The sequence below is a fragment of the Chondromyces crocatus genome (assembly GCF_001189295.1).
Taxonomy (GTDB): Bacteria; Myxococcota_A; Polyangia; order Polyangiales; family Polyangiaceae; genus Chondromyces; species Chondromyces crocatus.
Genome location: NZ_CP012159.1, coordinates 8,314,834 through 8,331,655 on the forward strand (window position 1 = coordinate 8,314,834; position 16,822 = coordinate 8,331,655).

Below are 16,822 nucleotides of genomic sequence, written 5' to 3' on the forward strand. Positions count from 1 at the left end.
AGGGTGCCATGATCAGGCGGCCTCGTGAATGGTCGGGGGCGCGAATCTCCCCGAAAACGCGTCTTCGGCAACCCTCCCCTGGGGGCCTGGGGTCCGGGCGTGCTCGACTCACCCCAGCAATGCCGTCGTCGGATCGTCCAGCTCGGAGAGATCTTCCACGGCGGTGACACGCACGTCGAGCGCACGGGAGAGCTGGGGAGCGCTTGCCAGGGCGAGGTCACGCACGGAAGGAGCCTTCCCCGTCAAGGCGAGGAGCGAGGACACGCCATGATCTCGGATCCCGCAGGGGACGATCAGCCGGAAAGCGTCCAGATCGACGTCGGCGTTGAGGGCGAAGCCGTGCATGGTCACCCAGCGAGAGATTCTCACGCCGATGGCTCCAATCTTGGCGAGCTCGCGTGACCAGGGCGCACCAGCCCACTCTCCGGGGGAGGCCCGGTCGACCCATACCCCGATCATGCCGTCCACGACGCCGGCTTCCACATGGTGTTCGCGGGCGAGAAGGATCATCACCTCGGCAAGCGAGCGCACGTAGCGACGGACGTCACAGCGATCGGGCTTCAGATCGAGGATGGGGTAGCCGACGAGCTGTCCGGGGCCGTGGTAGGTCACGTCTCCGCCGCGGCCCGTGACGACGAGGTCCACTCCCTTCGCAGCGAGCGCTTCCTCGGAGAAGAGCACGTTCCCTGGCTCGGCACCGCGCCCGAGGGTGATCACGGGAGCGTGCTCCAGCAGCAGGATGACGTCCCCGATCCGGTCCTCCACCCTCGCCTCGACGAGCTGCCGCTGGAGGTCGTGGATGGGTGCGTAGCGTCGGCGCCCGAGCCAAACGGCGCGCGCGTGGCGCTCGCTCACTCCGGCACCTTCTTCCCCAGCGCTCTCTGCTCTTCGCGCCAGTCCTCGATGAAGCCAGTGAACGAACCCGCGACATCGGGGTCGAACTGGCTCCCGGCGCAGCGCTCGATCTCCGCGATGGCCACCTCGTGGGGAAGCGCGCGGCGGTACGAGCGATCGCTGGTCATCGCGTCATACGTGTCGGCCACGGCGATGATCCTGGCGATGACCGGGATCTCGTTGCCGCGCATCTTGAGGGGGTAGCCTCGACCGTCCCAACGCTCGTGGTGCAGGTGCACGCCCGGGATGAGGGGGTGGAGGAACTTGATCGGGTCGAGGATGTCGCGCCCGTAGATCGGGTGCCGCTTGAACACCTCGTACTCGTCGTTGGTCAGCTTGCCGGGCTTGTTCAGGTTGAGCACGCAGCCGATCTTGCCGATGTCGTGCATGAGCGCGCTCTGCCGGACGATCTCGACGTCGTGAGCCGACATGCCGAGCTGCTTGGCAAGCATGACGGCGTAGATCGCGACCCGGTCGGAGTGGCCGGCGGTGTAGCGATCCATCTTGTCGATCGCCTTCGCCAGTCCCTCGATGGTCTGCTGAAAGGTGGCCTGTAGATCCTCGTAGAGTCGGGCGTTCTCGATCGCCGCTGCAGCGCGGGAGCCGATGATGCTGAGCAGCTTGCGCTGCCCCTCGTCGAAGCGTCTGGAGCGTGTGAAGGATGCCGCCGCCACGAAGCCGATCATCCTGCTCTTCACGCGGAGGGGGACCGCCGTGAGCGACGACAGGGGGAGATCCGGCGCTTCCTCGAAGAAGCGCAGCCCGCGCTGACCTTGCTCCAGCAGCGAGGCCTCGGAGCGGAGGTGCTCCAGGACGCTGCTGCACGAGAGCCGCCCCAGCGATGCGCCCTCGGGCAGCGTGCTCGATTGCAGGTTCTGCCGCTCGAAGTGGCCACCTTCACCGCTCTCGAGCCACGTCGAGACGAGGTCGGCGTCCATCTCGCTGAGGCAGCTGTCGGCCACCGTCTCCAGGACCTGATCGAGCGACAAACTCGCGGCGATCGCCTCGCTGACCTTGTAGAGCGAGAGCGCCTCGCGCAAGCGCAGGTTCTCCGCCTGCATGCGCCGCTTCTCGATGCCTCGCTGCACGACGTGGATGACCTCGTCGAGCTTGAAGGGCTTGAGCACGTAGTCGTATGCCCCCCTCTTCATCGCGTCGATCGCTGTCTCGACCGTCCCGAAGCCGGTCATGATCACGGTGAGCGCGCTCGGGGCCGTCTTGCCGATCTCATCGAGCAGCGCGATGCCGCCCATCCGCGGCATCTTGAGATCGCTGATGACGAGGTCATAGTGGCCCTTGGCCAGCTCGTTCACCGCAGCAGCACCGTCCTCGGCCGTGCGGACGTCGTACCCCTCCATCCCGAGGAAATCCGCCAGCATGTCGCGGATCACCTTCTCGTCGTCGACGACGAGGATGCGAGGTCGGTCTTCCGAGGGCAGTGACACGGGGTGGAGCGTACCAGATCGATCGTGCAGCGACGGCCTACTCGTCGTCACCGGTCGGGACGATCGGGTGCCGCAGGGTTCGCGGCGAATCATCGAGATCGGGCACCCGGATGGAGATGGGCATCGGCACCCGTATCGACGGCGGGACCGGCTCCCCTTCCTCGGGGATGTAGTAACGGCTGCTCGGCGCGGGCTCGTCCTGGACTGGCGAGACGGCGCTCACGCGGTTCTCACCGAGTGCGTGCTTCTGCTCGAGGAAGCGGATCACCGAGGGCCCCGTGGAGCGCTGCAGCGCAGAGCGCAGGTCGCCAGGGAGCGTGGACTCGATGATCAGCTTCACGCCGGTACGCGGGTGCGTGATCTCGATGCGCACGAGGTGCACGAACGAACGATCGAGGCCGTGTTTCTCCTCGAAGTATCGGTTCGTGGGGACGTGTCCGTAGCGCTCGTCGCCCAGCACCGGGTGCCCGATGGCCGCGAGATGGCGCCGAATCTGGTGTGTCCTTCCGCCATCCGGGATCACGCGGAGGATGGAGTGACCCGAGGCCACGGCCAGCCTGCGGTAGCGCGTACGCGCCGAGTAGACCCGGTTGCCCTCCCGCAGGTCACGCGTGATGGCTCCCTTGCCCGGCGTCACGCCCTTGGCGGCCGCCACGTAGATCAGCCGGCCCGTCGTGGCGAGCGCCTCACCCCAGCGGGCGAGCGCCTCCTCGTCTCGGGCCAGCATGCACAGGCCGCTCGTCCCAGGATCCAGTGCGTGGACCACATGGAGCAGATCGTTCACGCCCGGGATGCGCGCGCAGCGTGCCAGCAACGACCCCAGGTACTCCTGCTGCGGCCCCACGGGCTCGTGGGGACCCTTCTCCACGACGAGCACCCCGTCGTCGTCGTAGATCACCCGCGGTGGAGGCGCAGGGGTCCGCCGCAGCGCGACGATCGTCTCGACCTCCTCGGTGAGGGGGATCATGTCGAGGGGCGTCAGCTCGGTGGAGCTGTAGCCGAGCCGGCTCATATGATCGAGGTCGCGCGCGAGCGTGTCCGGATCGCACGAGACATAGACCAGCAGTGGCGCTGCGAGACGCGCCACGGCTTCCCGCGCGGTCGGTGAGATCCCGCGCCGCGGTGGGTTGATCACCACCGCGTGGAACCGCTCCCCGGCAGCAGCGAGCTGTGCCACGACGTCGGCAACGTCGCCGGTCCGCACCTCCATGAGCGACGACAGGTTTTGCGACTCGGCGGCTGCACGCGCATTCGCGGCCGCAGGCGCAAAGGACTCGACGCTGAGCACCCGGTTGCCACCGTGCGCGAGCGCCAGCGCGATCGCCCCCGATCCACCGTACAGGTCCAGCAACCGGAGCGGCTTGCGCTCGGTGATGGAGACGGGTGCGGGCTCGGTGTCGGTGGTCTCGGCGGTCGGGCTCTCGCGCTCCAGTGACGTGATCTCGCGCAGCAACATCGCGTGGACACGGGCTGCTTGCGTGCGGTGCGCCTGCACGAACGAGCCGAAGGCCGCGATGTGGTACGTCGGCCCGATCTGATCGGGGACGTGCGACACGCCGTCGAGCAAGATCGTTTCCGGTCCCAGGATCTGGGGCGCCTCCGCGTCATGGAAGTTCGCCGCCACCCCGACCACGCGCGGGAGCAGAGGCCGGATCGCCTTCCCAGCTTCGCGCAGCTCCTCCCGCGTCACGGCGCGCTCGCGCTGCAACACGAAGGTGATCAGCACGAACGACGGATCATCCTCCCTCGCGCCCAGCTCCTTGAACAGCGGAGAGCTCGCCGGCAAGTGGACCTCCCGGAGATCGATGGCGCGCAGCACGCCGCCCCGCGTCGGGTCGTAGGGAAGGAGAAGCGCGCGCGCCTCCGGAGGCGGCGCAGCGATGAGCTCGCGCAAGCGCGAGGTCACGGCCGAGAGCGCGGGGGCGAGGACCCGACAGCTCGGGATGTCGATCACCTCGTGGTGACCCGTGCGACCGTAGAGACCGATCGCGCCTGTCGGCGACACGATGAGCTTGGCGCGCCCCCGGTAGCCGACGATCGGATCGGCCGGGATGACGGGCTGTGTGTACAGCAGCTCGAGTGACGGGTAGTGCGCCACAGCGCTGCGCACACGAGCGCGCTTCGCCTCGAGCTGCTGCGCGTAGTCGTTCGCGATGTGGGGGCACCCCGCGCACTCGACCGCGTGCTGGCACTCGATCAGTGTGCTCGGGATCTCTCCTGCCTTGAGCGTGCGTCGCACGGCCGCGGACAAGATGCCGCCAGAGCCCTGAGTCCTCGGGCCATCACCGAGGCCGTGCGGTCCTTCGATACCTGCGCCGGAAGCCATTCTGGTGGAGCTTACAAGGGGTACTGCCCAGCGTCGAAGGTGGAAAATGGACGTGGTGAGAGCTTTTCCGCTCGACGCGACCCGGAGGATGACGGCTCGACCCCGCGACATCGACCTCCTCCCGCGCCTCCGACCGCACCCTGGGGCCTGAATTTCGGGCCCGCTCCGGGCGTCCTCATCCCGTCGGCTCCCCTACGGGACCGCTGCCTTCTCCGTGGCACTCTGCCCCGGACCGTGCGCTAGGATGGGCCACCCTGCGCGCCTTCCTCGCCGTTCTCGCTGCTTTGTCTTGCATCATGCTCCTCGGCCGACCTGCACTGGCGGGCCCAGGAGACGCAGAGGCCAATCGGGGCATCGCCCTGGCGAGGCGGGGAGATTGTGTCCAGGCGGTGCCTCTTCTGGAGGAGGGGGAGTCCAAGCGCCACCGACCCAACTCCGCCCTCGCCCTCGCAGAGTGCTACGCGAAGCTGGGGGACCTCCTTCGAGCCAGTGAGCTGTTTCACGCCATCGCAGCCGAGAAGCCCGGGCGAAAGTACGGATGGTGGGACAACGCTGCCATCAAGCGTGCCGCCGCAAAGGCCAAAGCGGTCGACGAGCGCATCCCGACCCTCACCCTCGAGATCGAGGAGCTCTACGGAGCGCTGGAAATCGAGATTGACGGGCGACCGGTCGAGGATACCACCCAGCCCATCAAGATCCCCCCGGATCGACCTGTCGCCCTCGTCGCGCGCGCCACAGGACGACAGGATCTGAAGGAAGAGGTGACGCTCCACGAGGGAGAGCGGCGCGTCATGAAGCTCAGGCTGCTGGCGCTTCCACCACCTCCTCCGAGAAAACCACCTGGGGACCCGGAAGAAAGCGATGTGTCCCCACATCCCGAGCCCCGTCTATGGATCGGCGGCGGCTACCAGGGGTTCATCGTCCCTTGGTTCATGTTCGGCTTCTTCGGAGACGGAGGCCGCACGATGCTGGTTCCCGGTGGGACCGTGTCGCTCGGCTTCAAGACCTCCGCCATCGACATAACCGTGGCGGCATCTTACGCGAGCTTCCGCCTCGGTGAGACCCCGTTCAAGCCGGCAGGATCACCAGACACCGACTACGAGATCATCGAGAGTGATCTGCAAGCGCTCCTCGCCAGCGTCCACGTGGCGTGGGATCTGCCTCTCGACGCTCGGGGGCGCTTTCATCTCCGCATCGGAGGCGGCCTCGGTCTCGGATGGGCGTTCACCGGCGATCTGTATCGATCCCAGGCCTATCCCCTCCCCGGAGCGGCAAACGATCTCGCACGATGGAAGCGTTGCCGTGGTCCGAACAACCCCGAAGGCACCTTCCTCTACTGCAATCAGCTCGATCACGACGCCGATCGCTACCCTGGCTACACCGAACCGAGCTGGTTTGCCGGCGGCTACCGGCCGACGTTCTTCCCTTACCTCGCGCTGCCAGAGATCGGCCTCGCCATCCACCCTTCCCCCAAGATCGCCATCGATTTCACCGTGGGAGCGTCCCTCACGGGGCTGCTCACCCGGGCGGGGGTCCGCTTCGGCCTTTGATCTCGCCGCGCCTCACCCACGTACGGCGCCGACGCCGCACCGCAGCAACCATCACGGACATCCCGAACAGCGCGATCGCGCCGCCTCCTGCCGTCGACGCGCTCGCTGGTGACATGCCGCAGCGCCCTGGCGCCTGATCGTCTCCACACTCGCGCGCAAAGCCATGACGCGGAATCGGGTTGCAGTGCCCGCTGCCCTCCTCGCGGGGCGGATACGTGGCGCAGATCCCTGCCGCATCATCCGGAGAGAGCACCCTGAAGTCCGTCGAGTACACGTCGTACACGGGGCGCATGGTCGCATCATCGGTCAGCGCGTGGCCCATGCCCAGGAAGTGACCGGCCTCGTGGGTCAGGACCGATCGGAGATCGTACATGTCCCCATCCACGAACTCGTAGTTGGCGGTGTTGACCTCGATGTCGGCGTTGTACAGCTCGCCGTTCCTGGGATCGTAGCTGACGGTGGTGAGCGCGATGTTGTGCTGCCCGTCGACGTGGGGCCACACCTCGTCGCGGAAGACGAGGATGTTCGCGTTGCCCGCCTTCTTGTTGTACTCGGTCTGATCGCAGGTCACCGTCCCCATGTTCTCGACGCTGATGCCCGGCGTCGCTCCTCCACAGTCCGCGGTCTGCCAGGCGTCGAAGGCAGCGTCGAGCGCCTCGTTTGCACGCTCCAGCGTCACATCGCTCGATGCATCTTCCTGGAGGGCGAAGCCGATGCACGAGCGCTTCCACTGCAGGGGCAAGCATCCCTCGATGATCTCCCCGTCACACGCATCCACCCCTCTGCAGGTGGTGGAGCGACAGTATGCCGCCGCCTCGCTCGTCGCGAGCAACGCAAAGGCCGAGGCGACGACCACCGCCGACGCACGCGAGCCAGAAGCCATCGTCAAAGAAGAGCGCCCGGGAACGCGGCATGCAAGCCCCTGCGCTTCCTCAGCACCATCCCCTGCGTTCAATGCGTTGCGCCAGGAGCCGCGCCCTTCGTTCACCTGGCCAGATGGATGGGCCTGCCGAGCTTCCGGGACAGCACCGCGTCCACAGCGTTCCAGAGCTCATCCCCGCTCTTCGATGCCACCCAGCGCCCTTCGTTGTGCCGGTAATCGAAGTGCCAGGCCGAACGCTCCGCGGCCATCCAGATCTGCCGCGCCGCACGGTGGCTGTTGATCACGAACTTCACCCCATCCTCGAACTCGATCGTCAGGATGCCGCTCGACAGATCCGACTCCGGTCCGTCGGTCAGATCCATGATCCGATCCTGCAGCTCCCGGAGCGTCCGATCTGCGGCCGCCTCATACACCTGCTCCGGAACCGACGCGTCGCTCATGGCAGGCGGTTATACCCGCACGCACGCCAGACGTCGCCCTGTAGATTTGGCCGTGCTCGCTCGCCGAGCCCCCTCTCCTGCCGACAGAACGCCCGCGTCCCTCTTCGAAGACAACGTCTGGACAGCCAGCAGGCCAGGCCGGAATGGCCTCCTGTAGCAGGAGGGATGAGCATCGGCGACAGCGACACACGCGCGTCGAAGGTTTGCCTCCGGTCCTGGGGCGTGCAACGCCCGACCCATCGATGCTCCGTTATCAGACCGTACTTTTCGATCTCGACGGCACCCTGGTCGACTCGATCCGTCTCATCCTCGACAGCTTCCACCACACCTTCGCCGCGTTCGGCCTCCCCCCACGCGACGAGGCCGAGCTGCTCCGCGGCATCGGCGTCCCCCTCGCCAAGCTGCTCTCCGGATGGAGCCCCGATCCCGCGACGGCCGACGCGATGCTGGCCACGTTCCGCGCATACAATCAGGAGCGCCACGACGCCACCATCCGCCCTTACCCCGGCATCCTCAGCGCCGTCGACACCCTCGGGGCGCTCGGCGTTCGCCTCGGCATCGTCACCAGCAAGACCCGGCGCTTCGCCGAGATGGGCCTCCGGGTGACCGGCCTGGAGGCGGCGTTCCCCGTCCTGGTCTGCGGGGACGAGGTCACCCACCCCAAGCCCCACCGGGAGCCGGTGGACCGCGCGCTCGCACTCCTGTACGCCGCGCCCGAGGAGGCACTCTTCGTGGGCGACAGCCTGCACGACCTTCACGCTGGCAACGCGGCCCACGTGGCCACCGGCGCCGCCCTGTGGGGCGCCTTCACACGCGAAGACCTGGTCAGCGGGAACCCCACACACTGGCTCAGCACGCCCCACGAACTGCTCGAGGTGGTGCAGGGGGAACGCCTGTCCACCACCAGTGGATCCGGGTAAGATGCCCCCAACCGTGCCCTTCAAGTCGACCATTTCCGTTCCAGCGTCGAGCGCCTCGCGCTCGCTCCGACGCCTTGCTCCCCTCTTCGCAGCCTTCGCCCTGCCTCTCGGGGCAGGAGGATGTTCGCTGATCGTCGAGCAGAGCACCACGCAGTGCGAGACGAACGACGACTGCGTGAGCTTCCCTGGAGCGATCTGCTCCGCGGAGAAGGTCTGCGTCTCGAGCGCCAACGCCGCCTGCTCCACGAACCAGGAGTGCGTGTCGCGACTCGGCAACAACTACGTCTGCGTCCCCTCCGCAGGTACATGCAAGAGCCTCGTCTCCGAGCAGTGCCAGACCATCGTCGGCACGCCAGCTCCGGATGACGCCATCATCCTCGGCTCGATCGCCCCGACCACCGGCGTCGATGAAGGCATCGGCGTCCCCATCGAGAACGCGGCTCGGGTCGCCGTCCACGACTTCCGCGATACTGCCGCCCAGATCGCCGACCGCCCCCGCCAGCTCGTCATGGTGGGCTGCACCGACGACAGCAGCTCGGAGACGGCACGGACTGCGACCCGCCACCTGCTCTCGCTCGACTCGCCCGCCATCATCGGGGCAGCGTTCAGCGGCATCACCATGGACATCAAGGACGAGACCATCGCCGCCGGGACGCTCCTCATGTCTCCCTCGGCGACCGCCGTCGGGCTCGGCGATCTCGTCGACAAGAGCCTGGTGTGGCGCACCGCGCCTCCCGACACGTACCAGGCCCAGGCGATCGCGCTCTACATCAGCCAGTACCTCGAAGGTCAAGTGGCCGAGTCGCCCCTCAAGGTGGCCGTCCTACACCGCGGCGACGATTACGGCCGGCAGCTCCGGCAGGCGCTGGAGAACGAGCTGATCCTCAACGGCCAGCGCCCCACCCACCCGACCAACAGTGCGAACTACCTGCGCTTCGACTACGGCGACCCCGACAACCCCGATACCAACCCGCCGAAGCTCCAGGAGGCCGTCAACGCGGCGCTGACGAGCCAGCCGCACATCGTCGTGCTGGTCGGGTACTCCGAAGCGGTCAACGACATCTTCGTGCCGCTGGAGAAGGCGCTGGCCGAGCGGCCCCCGGCCACGACCACATTGCCTTACTACGTGATGACGGACGGCGTGGTCAGCTCGGATCTCTGGGATACCATCGGGACCAACAACACACTTCGTAAGCGGGTCAGTGGGACGACCCCAGGGAGAGCGCGCTCGAACCCTGTGTTCCAGGCCTTCGCCAAGACCTACAAGGCGCGCTTCGACGACGGCGGCTCCGAGGTCTTCGGCGCCGCAGAGGCCTACGACGCCGTGTACGTTCTCGGCTACGCCGCAGCCACGCTTGGCACGAATCCGGTCACGGGCCCTGGGCTCGCAGAGGGGATCGGCAAGCTCATCCCGCCGGGCACCCCCATCGACGCCGGCGCCGCCGCCATCCCCGACGCGATCACACGGCTTCGCGCAGGCGAGAAGATCGACTTCACCGGCGCCTCCGGTCCCCTCGACTTCGATCTGGGCAAGGGCGAGGCAGCCGGCGACATCCAGATCTGGTGCATTCCCTCCGGCCTCGATGGCCGCGCCAGGAGCAACATCCTGGCTGGCCTCTTCCTCGACGCGGCGGATCCTGGAACCCTCAAGGGCTCCCTGAGCAGCGCCTGCGACTGACCAGCAGAGAACGCCTCGCTCTCACCAGGCCAGGATCGACAACGACACCATGTCGATGCTCCCTGAGTCGTTCGTGTCCCCATCCGCCACGCAGACCCGCCAGCTCCCGGTCGCGGGTTTCCCATGAAAGTCCGAGAAAGCGGTCCCAGGTCCCCTTTCCGGTGCGGGCGCGTAGTCGCAGCGGTTGTCGTCCTTGCAGACCACGCTGCCGCCACCGATCGAACTCCCCATCGTCTGCGCGGAGCGCGCCTCACCATCCGCGAAGCGGATGGGATGGGCTGCCTCGAGGTTCGAGGAGTCTCCGTTCGATCCGAAGGAAGAGTCTTCGGGATCGTTCACGCCAGGACGGCTCATGACCGTGAGCACCGTCTCGTCAGGACTGGCCACCTTGATGACCAGATCACCCAGGTAGGGATGCTGGATCCCAACGCTGAGTTCCACCTGCCGCACGAGAGCGTCACTGGCCGTCGTCACCGCGATGGGCACGCACACCATCGAAGCCAGACTGCCGTCATAACGCGCATCATCCGGGATCGAGATCCCCAGACGGGGCCCCTCGGTGAACGGCGTGAGCGTGGCTTCCTCACAGACGCTCGGCGCGCCGCTGCACGTGTACCCGTCGTCGACACCGCACGCCGAGCAGCCGTCTCCCGAGACCCCGTTGCCATCGTCGCAACGCTCACCGGCATCGATCGCGCCGTCACCACATCGCGGCACGGGCTCCCCCGAGCCTCCCTCTCCACCGGTTCCAGGTCCGCCACCGCCGGCATCGCCTCCCCCCTCGCCCGCACTGCCAGCGCTTCCCGCACCTGTGCCGCCGTTTCCATCCGGATCCGCCGCATCGGGTCCCGTTCCCATCACATCGAGGGTGCAGGAGAGCGCACTCATCGCCGCAGCGACGAGGAGCGCGACGCCAACACCTGTGCCGAGCTGTCGATCCGGGGTCCTCACAAGGACGAGCCTAACACGTGCTGACTCATCGTTTTTGCTCAGCTTTTACCTTCGAGTCCCGGCGCGGCGGGATCCGATCCAGCGAGCGTCGACGGCTTCACCCGGAGAAGAAAAGATCGGTGATGCGTACGCACACTGTCGCCCTCGACCTTCTTCGGCTCGTCATGATCCGGCCGCGCAGTGTTCGCCACCTCGCGCCGAACTGCAGCGCGCACCACCGTTCCACGCCTTCATCAGCATGAGGCTCCACGAGAACGCCCCGCCCCGCAGCGGCGCAGGCCGCGCACCGACTGCATGACGTCGATCCGGTCGGTGTTCTTCATCGAACGCGCCGGGAACAGGCCCGACGCAGCGCTCACATCGCTCTACCACGCATCATGTCCTCAGCGTGCTCTGTCCACGGACGCGTCGCTCACGCACATGCGTCGCGGCTCGTTCCGGCGCTGCATGCCGCGTCACCCTTGCCTCCACGGCAACCTTCGTGACCCTACCGCACGCGCTTCATGGCTCGCTGCATCGCCACATGCCGCGTCACCATGCCCGTGCAGCGACCTCCTTCACCCCTTCGCCATCACGGCCTCTCTCGCCGTCGGCATTCCGACTCGACGCGACACTCTCCCCCCTTACGGGGACGCGCCCCCGGCTGCCTCGATGCCGCACCTGCCAGCGCCCTCCCGCTCCTCCCACGAGGCCCTCGCGCGCCCTGCAGAACCCGCCTTCCCGAATGAGCGCCCCTCTCGCCCGCATTTCTTGCGCATCCCCCTCACCTCGTCCTCTTCGGCGCGGCTGTCTGGCACCTACCCGGGGGAATAAGGCACGCCACTCGCGCGTCCAGTCTGAACGTGTGGTGCCTGCGGCCGGCCCACCTTGAGCGAGTTCTCTCCCACGAGCGGTGGCAAAGCGACGGATCCGTCGATATAAGGACCGCCCAGAAAGGAGCCTCTGAATGTTCACCTCTCGAGAAGGTCAGCGCGTCCCTGACGTGACCCTCCGTGTTCGCCAGGACGGCGAATGGAAGGACATCACCACCAAGCAGCTTTTCGGAGGCAAGACGGTCATCGTCTTCGCCCTGCCCGGAGCTTTCACGCCCACGTGCTCCACGGCGCACGTGCCCCGCTACAACGAACTCTTTCCCGCGTTCCAGGCGCGCGGCGTCGACGAGATCGTCTGTGTCTCCGTCAACGACTCCTTCGTGATGGACGCCTGGAAGCAGGACCAGAAGGCCGACAAGGTCTCGTTCGTTCCCGATGGGAACGGCGTGTTCTCCGAGGCCATGGGCATGCTCGTCGACAAGGCGGACCTCGGCTTCGGCAAGCGCTCGTGGCGCTACTCGATGCTCGTCCGTGATGGCGTGATCGAGAAGCAGTTCATCGAGCCCGAGAAGCCCGGCGATCCCTACGAGGTCTCGGATGCAGACACCATGCTGCGCCACCTCGGCGGCACCGCGCACCACGACGTCCTGCTCTTCACCAAGCCCGGCTGCGGTCACTGCGCCCGCGCCAAGCGGCTCCTGGAGGAGAACAAGCTGCCGTATGCCGAGCTGCCCAGCTCCCCCCGCGTGCTCCGCGCCCTCCCGGGCGGCGGCACGACGCCCCAGGTGTTCGTCGATGGCAAGCACATCGGCGGCGCCGACGAGCTGGAGAAGTGGCTCCAGACGGCTGGCAAGTAAAGCCGACCGAGTCCTGTCGGTCGCGACGCAGGGTGCATCGCGCATCCTGCGTCCGCGCTCGAGCTTCCCCCCCTTCATCCCTCACGGCCATCACGCCGAGAACGACGCTCGAGCTGCCACGCAGCACTCGACGCGCCCTGCGCTCGACCTCACGCGTCATGAGCGACGGAGGTGCGTCCACGGGGCGCCCCAGAGCGCCCGCGCCCAGCGTTCAACCTTGCCTGAATCGAGCGATGGTGAGACCAGCCCCCCCGGCAGGGAGCTCCCGCGCCGCCACGTTGATCCCGGCCAGGTAGCGCCACCCCGTCCCATCGTGACGAAAGTCCGACAGCTCCACGAACGAGCGATCCCGCCCCCGCTCGAAGATCTTCGCGAGAAACAGCACCCGCGCGACGCCCACCTCGTCGACGTCCTCCGCGTCGAGCAGCGTGAGCCCCATGTAACGGAGCTGGCCATCCTTGATGGCGCGCGTGTACAGCGTCGCGTCGAGCGCGCGATCTGGATGTGCGGCGTCCAGCGTGCGCACGAGGTACGCGGCCTCCTTGAGCGCGAACGCCGCATACCGTGAACGAACGAGGGTCCGGGGATCCGGCGGCTCTCCCCCTGCGTGGAAGGGCGCGCAGCACGCGCGGTAGGACAGGCCGGAAGTGCAGGGACAGAGCTGAGGTTTCGGCATGGCTCGCGGCGCTGGGGTCAGTTGGCGCGGCCCCTCGCCGTCATCATCCTGCCGGCTGCCGGGAGAGAGGCCATCCTCTCGAAATCACTGGCACGCCCGGCAGGATTCGAACCTGCGACCCGCGGCTTAGAAGGCCGCTGCTCTATCCAGCTGAGCTACGGGCGCGTGCGACGCGGGCCCCTCGTAGCGCATCACGGGCTCAGAATCGAGCTTTCGCGAAAGCTCCCGACATTTCGCACGAGCCCCTGCTCCTCAAGGCACCGCGACGCGGCCGGCTTGCTCGCCCGTGCGGCCGTAACGCCGCTGGCGACGGCCATACGCAGCGAGGGCTTGGTCGAGCACGGACTCGTCGAAGTCGGGCCAGAGCACGTCGGAGAAGAACAGCTCCGCGTACGCGGACTCGTAGAGCAAGAAGTCGCTGAGCCGCTTCTCTCCACCCGTGCGCACGATGAGATCCGGGTCGGGCAACTCGCTCGTGGTGAGGAAGCTGCGCAGCGACGCCTCGTTGATCTCCTCGGGGATCACCAGCCCGGCCTGGGCGCGCGCGGCGAGGGTCCGCATCGCGTTCACCATGTCGCGCCTCCCGCCGTAGCTCAGCGCCAGCGCGAGGGTCATCGCCGTACCACCACGGGTCGCTTCGACCATGTGCTCCACCGCACGGCGGGTGAGCGTGGGAAGCTCGTCCAGATCGCCGATGACCTGCACGGCCACGCCCCTGCGGATGCACTCCTCGCGTTCACTCTCGGCGAACTCGAGGCAAACCCGCATCAGACCATCAATCTCGTCCTTGGGTCGCGCCCAGTTGGCGACGCTGAAGGCATAGAGGGTGAGGTTGGGGATCCCACGCTCCCTGCACGAACGCACGGCGAGGCGCACGGCCTTCAGCCCTTCTTCGTGTCCCTTCGGGCGCGGGAGGCCGCGCGTCGACGCCCAGCGACCGTTTCCATCGAGGATGATCGCGATGTGCCTGGGAAGGTTGGGATGCGCCATGAGCAGGTCCTTCTGGAAGTATGTTTTCACTCTGCACCAGAAACGCGCCTGACAGGCGCGGGTCCGATGGTGCCCTCATGGAGGTTTCGTGGAGGCGGAGCAGGCTGGCCCACGAGGGTGAAAACACACTGTCTTTGTGGAGGGTGCCATCGTCGCCGGGAAGGGCCCAGCAAATCCGCCTGGATCGGCGCACGGGCAGCCCCGAGCATGCTTCCGGAGGTGTCCCAGGCAGCGCGCGGGCGGCGCGCAGGCTGGAATCCTCACGCTGCAGGCAAAGAAAGCTGGACCTCCACGTCGGGAGGCCCACGCTCGATGCACTCGGCCGACCCACTGTGGGCTTCGGCGATTGCCCTCACGATCGCCAGGCCGAGCCCGGTGCCACCTTTGTCGGCCCGCGTGGTCACGAAGCGTCGGAACATCCGCCCCGCGATGTGACGCGCGATCTGACCTCGGCTCTTCACCGACAGGAGCACCTTGCTGTCCGCGCGCGTGAGCGCGACCCGCACCGGCGCCTCTGGATCGCCGTGCATCCGCGCGTTGTCGAGCAGGTTGTCCAGCGCGCGACCCAGCCACAGGGCGTCACCCCGCACGATCGCGCCCGCACCGGTCACCACCACGGCGCTCCCCCGCTCGCGCGCGCGGTCCGCTGCCGCCTCGGCCACGCTCATCAGATCCACCACCTCCATCTGCTCCACACCGCGCGCCTCCATCCGCGCGAGCGACAGCAGATCCCCGAGCATCGCCTCGATGCGCGCCGTCGCCTCCTGGATGCGGCCCACGAAGCGCGTCGCCTCCTCTCGATCATCGAGCGCGCCGCCCTCCAGCACCTCCGCGCTCGCCCGGATCGCGGCCACCGGGTTCTTCAGCTCGTGCGAGAGATCGGCGGCGAACGTCTCGACGAACGGCCTGCCCTCCAGATCGCGGCGCATGGTATCGATCGCGCGCGCGAGCCGCTGCACCTCGCGCCCATGCGCAGGTGGCGGCGGCGCCCTCCGCTCCCCCTCGCTCACGCGCACGGCGAAGTCGGTGAGCGACTCGATGGGCGCGGCGATCGCGCGCCCGATGATCAGCGACGACACCGCGGCGGCGGCGACCAGCACCGTGCTGAGCACCAGGATGGGCGGCGCGAAGTCGGCGACCATCCGCTCCACCACGATCGTCGGCTTGACCACGCGCACCGCCCCCACCCGCTCGCCGCGCACCAGCACCGGCGCGGTGACGAAGACGTTCCCTGGCTCCCCCGGGGAGGGGCCGCTCGACCTCACCGTCCTCCCCTCTGGATCGAGCAGCGCCAGGTTCAGCACCACGTCGAGCCCCCCCGCGTCGACGCTGCGCACATCCTCGAGGCGCACACCCCGCGTCTCGATCTCCATCGCCACCACGGCCGCGAACACCGCCGCCTCGTCACGCGCCGACCCCTCCGCGAGGAAACGCGCGCGCGCCTCGATACGATCGATGACCAGCACCCCCAGGCCCAGGGCGAAGGCGCCGATCACCGCGCCGAGCGCGATGAAGATCTGCATCCGGACGCTCATCCCGGCGGTGCGCGTCCGCACCAGGCGCGAGACGAAGATGGCGACGAGGAGGATGAGACAGATCGCGGCGGCCGCCGTGATGACCAGCCGGATCATGCTTCTCCCTTGCTCCCCTCCCCGTCCTGCGCGGGCCGATCCGTCACCCGGTAGCCCACCCCGCGCACGGTCTCGATGAGCGCCGCGTCTCCCCCCGCCTCCACCACCTTCTTCCGCAGCGCCTTCACGTGCGAGTCGATGGTCCGATCCGTGATCGCGAACCCGTCTCCCCACACGCGATCGATGAGCTGCGGCCGGGTGAACACCCGCCCTGGCGCGGCCAGCATGCAGGCGAGCAGATCGAACTCCACCCGGGTGAGATCGACCTCCTGACCACGCACGTGAGCCCGCCGCGTCGACTCGTCGACCTGGAGCGCGAGGGGCGCCGCCACGGGCGCCGGGGGCAGATCCGACGGCGCCGTCGCCACGGCGTGCCCCGCGGCGCGCCGCAGCACCGCCCGGACCCTGGCCACCACCTCGCGGGGGGAGAACGGCTTCGTCACGTAGTCATCGGCGCCGGTCTCCAGCGCAGCGACCCGATCCGCCTCGCTGTCACGGCTGGAGAGCACGATGATCGCCGGCCCGGCTGCGCTCCGCCGCGCCAGGCTCAGCAGCTCGAAGCCGCTCCCGTCGGGCAGCGTCAGATCCAGGATCACCAGATCGGCCCGAGGCAGCTCGCGCTCCGCGTCCGCAAGCGTGTTGACCACGGTGGTGCCGAAGCCGTCGCGCCGCAGAAAAAAGGCAATCGACTCCGCGATCGCCGGCTCGTCCTCGACCACCAGGACCTTCGCCATCGGCGCGAGCCTAGCGGAAACCAGAGGCCGTGCGC

The 16,822-nt window shown here is 67.9% G+C and carries 14 protein-coding genes and 1 tRNA gene; 4 read left to right on the plus strand and 11 right to left on the minus strand.

Annotation, left to right across the window (positions count from 1 at the left end; genetic code table 11):
* Positions 1 to 108 precede the first annotated feature (108 nt).
* Genes lipB through CMC5_RS29905 form a run of 3 tightly spaced genes read right to left on the minus strand, consistent with a single transcriptional unit; the run spans position 109 to position 4,578 of the window.
* A complete protein-coding gene (lipB, locus tag CMC5_RS29895; RefSeq protein WP_245677825.1) occupies positions 109 to 855 on the minus strand; it encodes a lipoyl(octanoyl) transferase LipB in 747 nt (248 codons plus the stop codon).
* Positions 852 to 2,432: an HD domain-containing phosphohydrolase gene (locus CMC5_RS29900; RefSeq protein WP_245677826.1), complete on the minus strand. Its 1,581-nt coding sequence runs from the start codon at positions 2,430 to 2,432 to the stop codon at positions 852 to 854. Before CMC5_RS29900 ends, lipB begins: the two co-directional genes overlap by 4 nt.
* Positions 2,377 to 4,578, minus strand: a complete 2,202-nt coding sequence (locus CMC5_RS29905) for a pseudouridine synthase (protein WP_245677827.1) — start codon at positions 4,576 to 4,578, stop codon at positions 2,377 to 2,379. The genes CMC5_RS29900 and CMC5_RS29905 overlap by 56 nt, the downstream gene beginning before the upstream one ends.
* Before the next feature lie 476 nt (positions 4,579 to 5,054).
* Here CMC5_RS29905 and CMC5_RS29910 point away from each other — a divergent pair, with 476 nt between their 5' ends.
* The gene (locus tag CMC5_RS29910) at positions 5,055 to 6,215 is read left to right on the plus strand and encodes a hypothetical protein (RefSeq protein WP_050433592.1); all 1,161 of its coding nucleotides are present in this window, start codon (positions 5,055 to 5,057) and stop codon (positions 6,213 to 6,215) included.
* On the opposite strand, the gene CMC5_RS29915 is transcribed toward CMC5_RS29910, so the two are convergent.
* Positions 6,184 to 7,098 (minus strand): matrixin family metalloprotease, encoded by a 915-nt coding sequence (locus tag CMC5_RS29915; RefSeq protein WP_050433593.1) that lies wholly within the window; start codon positions 7,096 to 7,098, stop codon positions 6,184 to 6,186. The genes CMC5_RS29910 and CMC5_RS29915 overlap by 32 nt on opposite strands.
* A 101-nt stretch (positions 7,099 to 7,199) precedes the next feature.
* Positions 7,200 to 7,538 carry an iron donor protein CyaY gene (cyaY, locus tag CMC5_RS29920; RefSeq protein ID WP_050433594.1) on the minus strand — a complete coding sequence of 113 codons (339 nt, stop codon included), beginning with the start codon at positions 7,536 to 7,538 and terminating at the stop codon, positions 7,200 to 7,202.
* Between the two features lie 242 nt (positions 7,539 to 7,780).
* On the opposite strand from cyaY, the gene CMC5_RS29925 reads away from it, so the two are divergent.
* Both CMC5_RS29925 and CMC5_RS29930 read left to right on the plus strand, forming a co-directional pair.
* Complete coding sequence (locus tag CMC5_RS29925; protein ID WP_050433595.1) at positions 7,781 to 8,458, plus strand: HAD family hydrolase; 678 nt, start codon at positions 7,781 to 7,783, stop codon at positions 8,456 to 8,458.
* Between the two features lie 13 nt (positions 8,459 to 8,471).
* Positions 8,472 to 10,136: a type 1 periplasmic-binding domain-containing protein gene (locus CMC5_RS29930; RefSeq protein ID WP_156338954.1), complete on the plus strand. Its 1,665-nt coding sequence runs from the start codon at positions 8,472 to 8,474 to the stop codon at positions 10,134 to 10,136.
* A gap of 21 nt (positions 10,137 to 10,157) precedes the next feature.
* On the opposite strand, the gene CMC5_RS29935 is transcribed toward CMC5_RS29930, so the two are convergent.
* Positions 10,158 to 11,087, minus strand: a complete 930-nt coding sequence (locus CMC5_RS29935; RefSeq protein WP_050433597.1) for a proprotein convertase P-domain-containing protein — start codon at positions 11,085 to 11,087, stop codon at positions 10,158 to 10,160.
* A gap of 946 nt (positions 11,088 to 12,033) precedes the next feature.
* Here CMC5_RS29935 and CMC5_RS29940 point away from each other — a divergent pair.
* Complete coding sequence (locus CMC5_RS29940) at positions 12,034 to 12,756, plus strand: glutathione peroxidase (RefSeq protein ID WP_050433598.1); 723 nt, start codon at positions 12,034 to 12,036, stop codon at positions 12,754 to 12,756.
* A gap of 211 nt (positions 12,757 to 12,967) precedes the next feature.
* On the opposite strand, the gene CMC5_RS29945 is transcribed toward CMC5_RS29940, so the two are convergent.
* The 5 genes from CMC5_RS29945 to CMC5_RS29965 all read right to left on the minus strand — a co-directional run bounded on the left by CMC5_RS29945 (position 12,968) and on the right by CMC5_RS29965 (position 16,787).
* On the minus strand, positions 12,968 to 13,432 hold the full coding sequence (locus CMC5_RS29945) for a YchJ family protein (protein ID WP_050433599.1): 465 nt from the start codon (positions 13,430 to 13,432) through the stop codon (positions 12,968 to 12,970).
* A gap of 88 nt (positions 13,433 to 13,520) precedes the next feature.
* A tRNA-Arg gene (locus CMC5_RS29950) sits at positions 13,521 to 13,597 on the minus strand.
* Positions 13,598 to 13,684: 87 nt separating this feature from the next.
* A complete protein-coding gene (gene uppS, locus CMC5_RS29955) occupies positions 13,685 to 14,422 on the minus strand; it encodes a polyprenyl diphosphate synthase (RefSeq protein WP_050433600.1) in 738 nt (245 codons plus the stop codon).
* Between the two features lie 260 nt (positions 14,423 to 14,682).
* Complete coding sequence (locus CMC5_RS29960; protein WP_050433601.1) at positions 14,683 to 16,053, minus strand: histidine kinase dimerization/phospho-acceptor domain-containing protein; 1,371 nt, start codon at positions 16,051 to 16,053, stop codon at positions 14,683 to 14,685.
* The gene (locus tag CMC5_RS29965) at positions 16,050 to 16,787 is read right to left on the minus strand and encodes a response regulator transcription factor (RefSeq protein WP_050433602.1); all 738 of its coding nucleotides are present in this window, start codon (positions 16,785 to 16,787) and stop codon (positions 16,050 to 16,052) included. Before CMC5_RS29965 ends, CMC5_RS29960 begins: the two co-directional genes overlap by 4 nt.
* Positions 16,788 to 16,822: the final 35 nt, after the last annotated feature.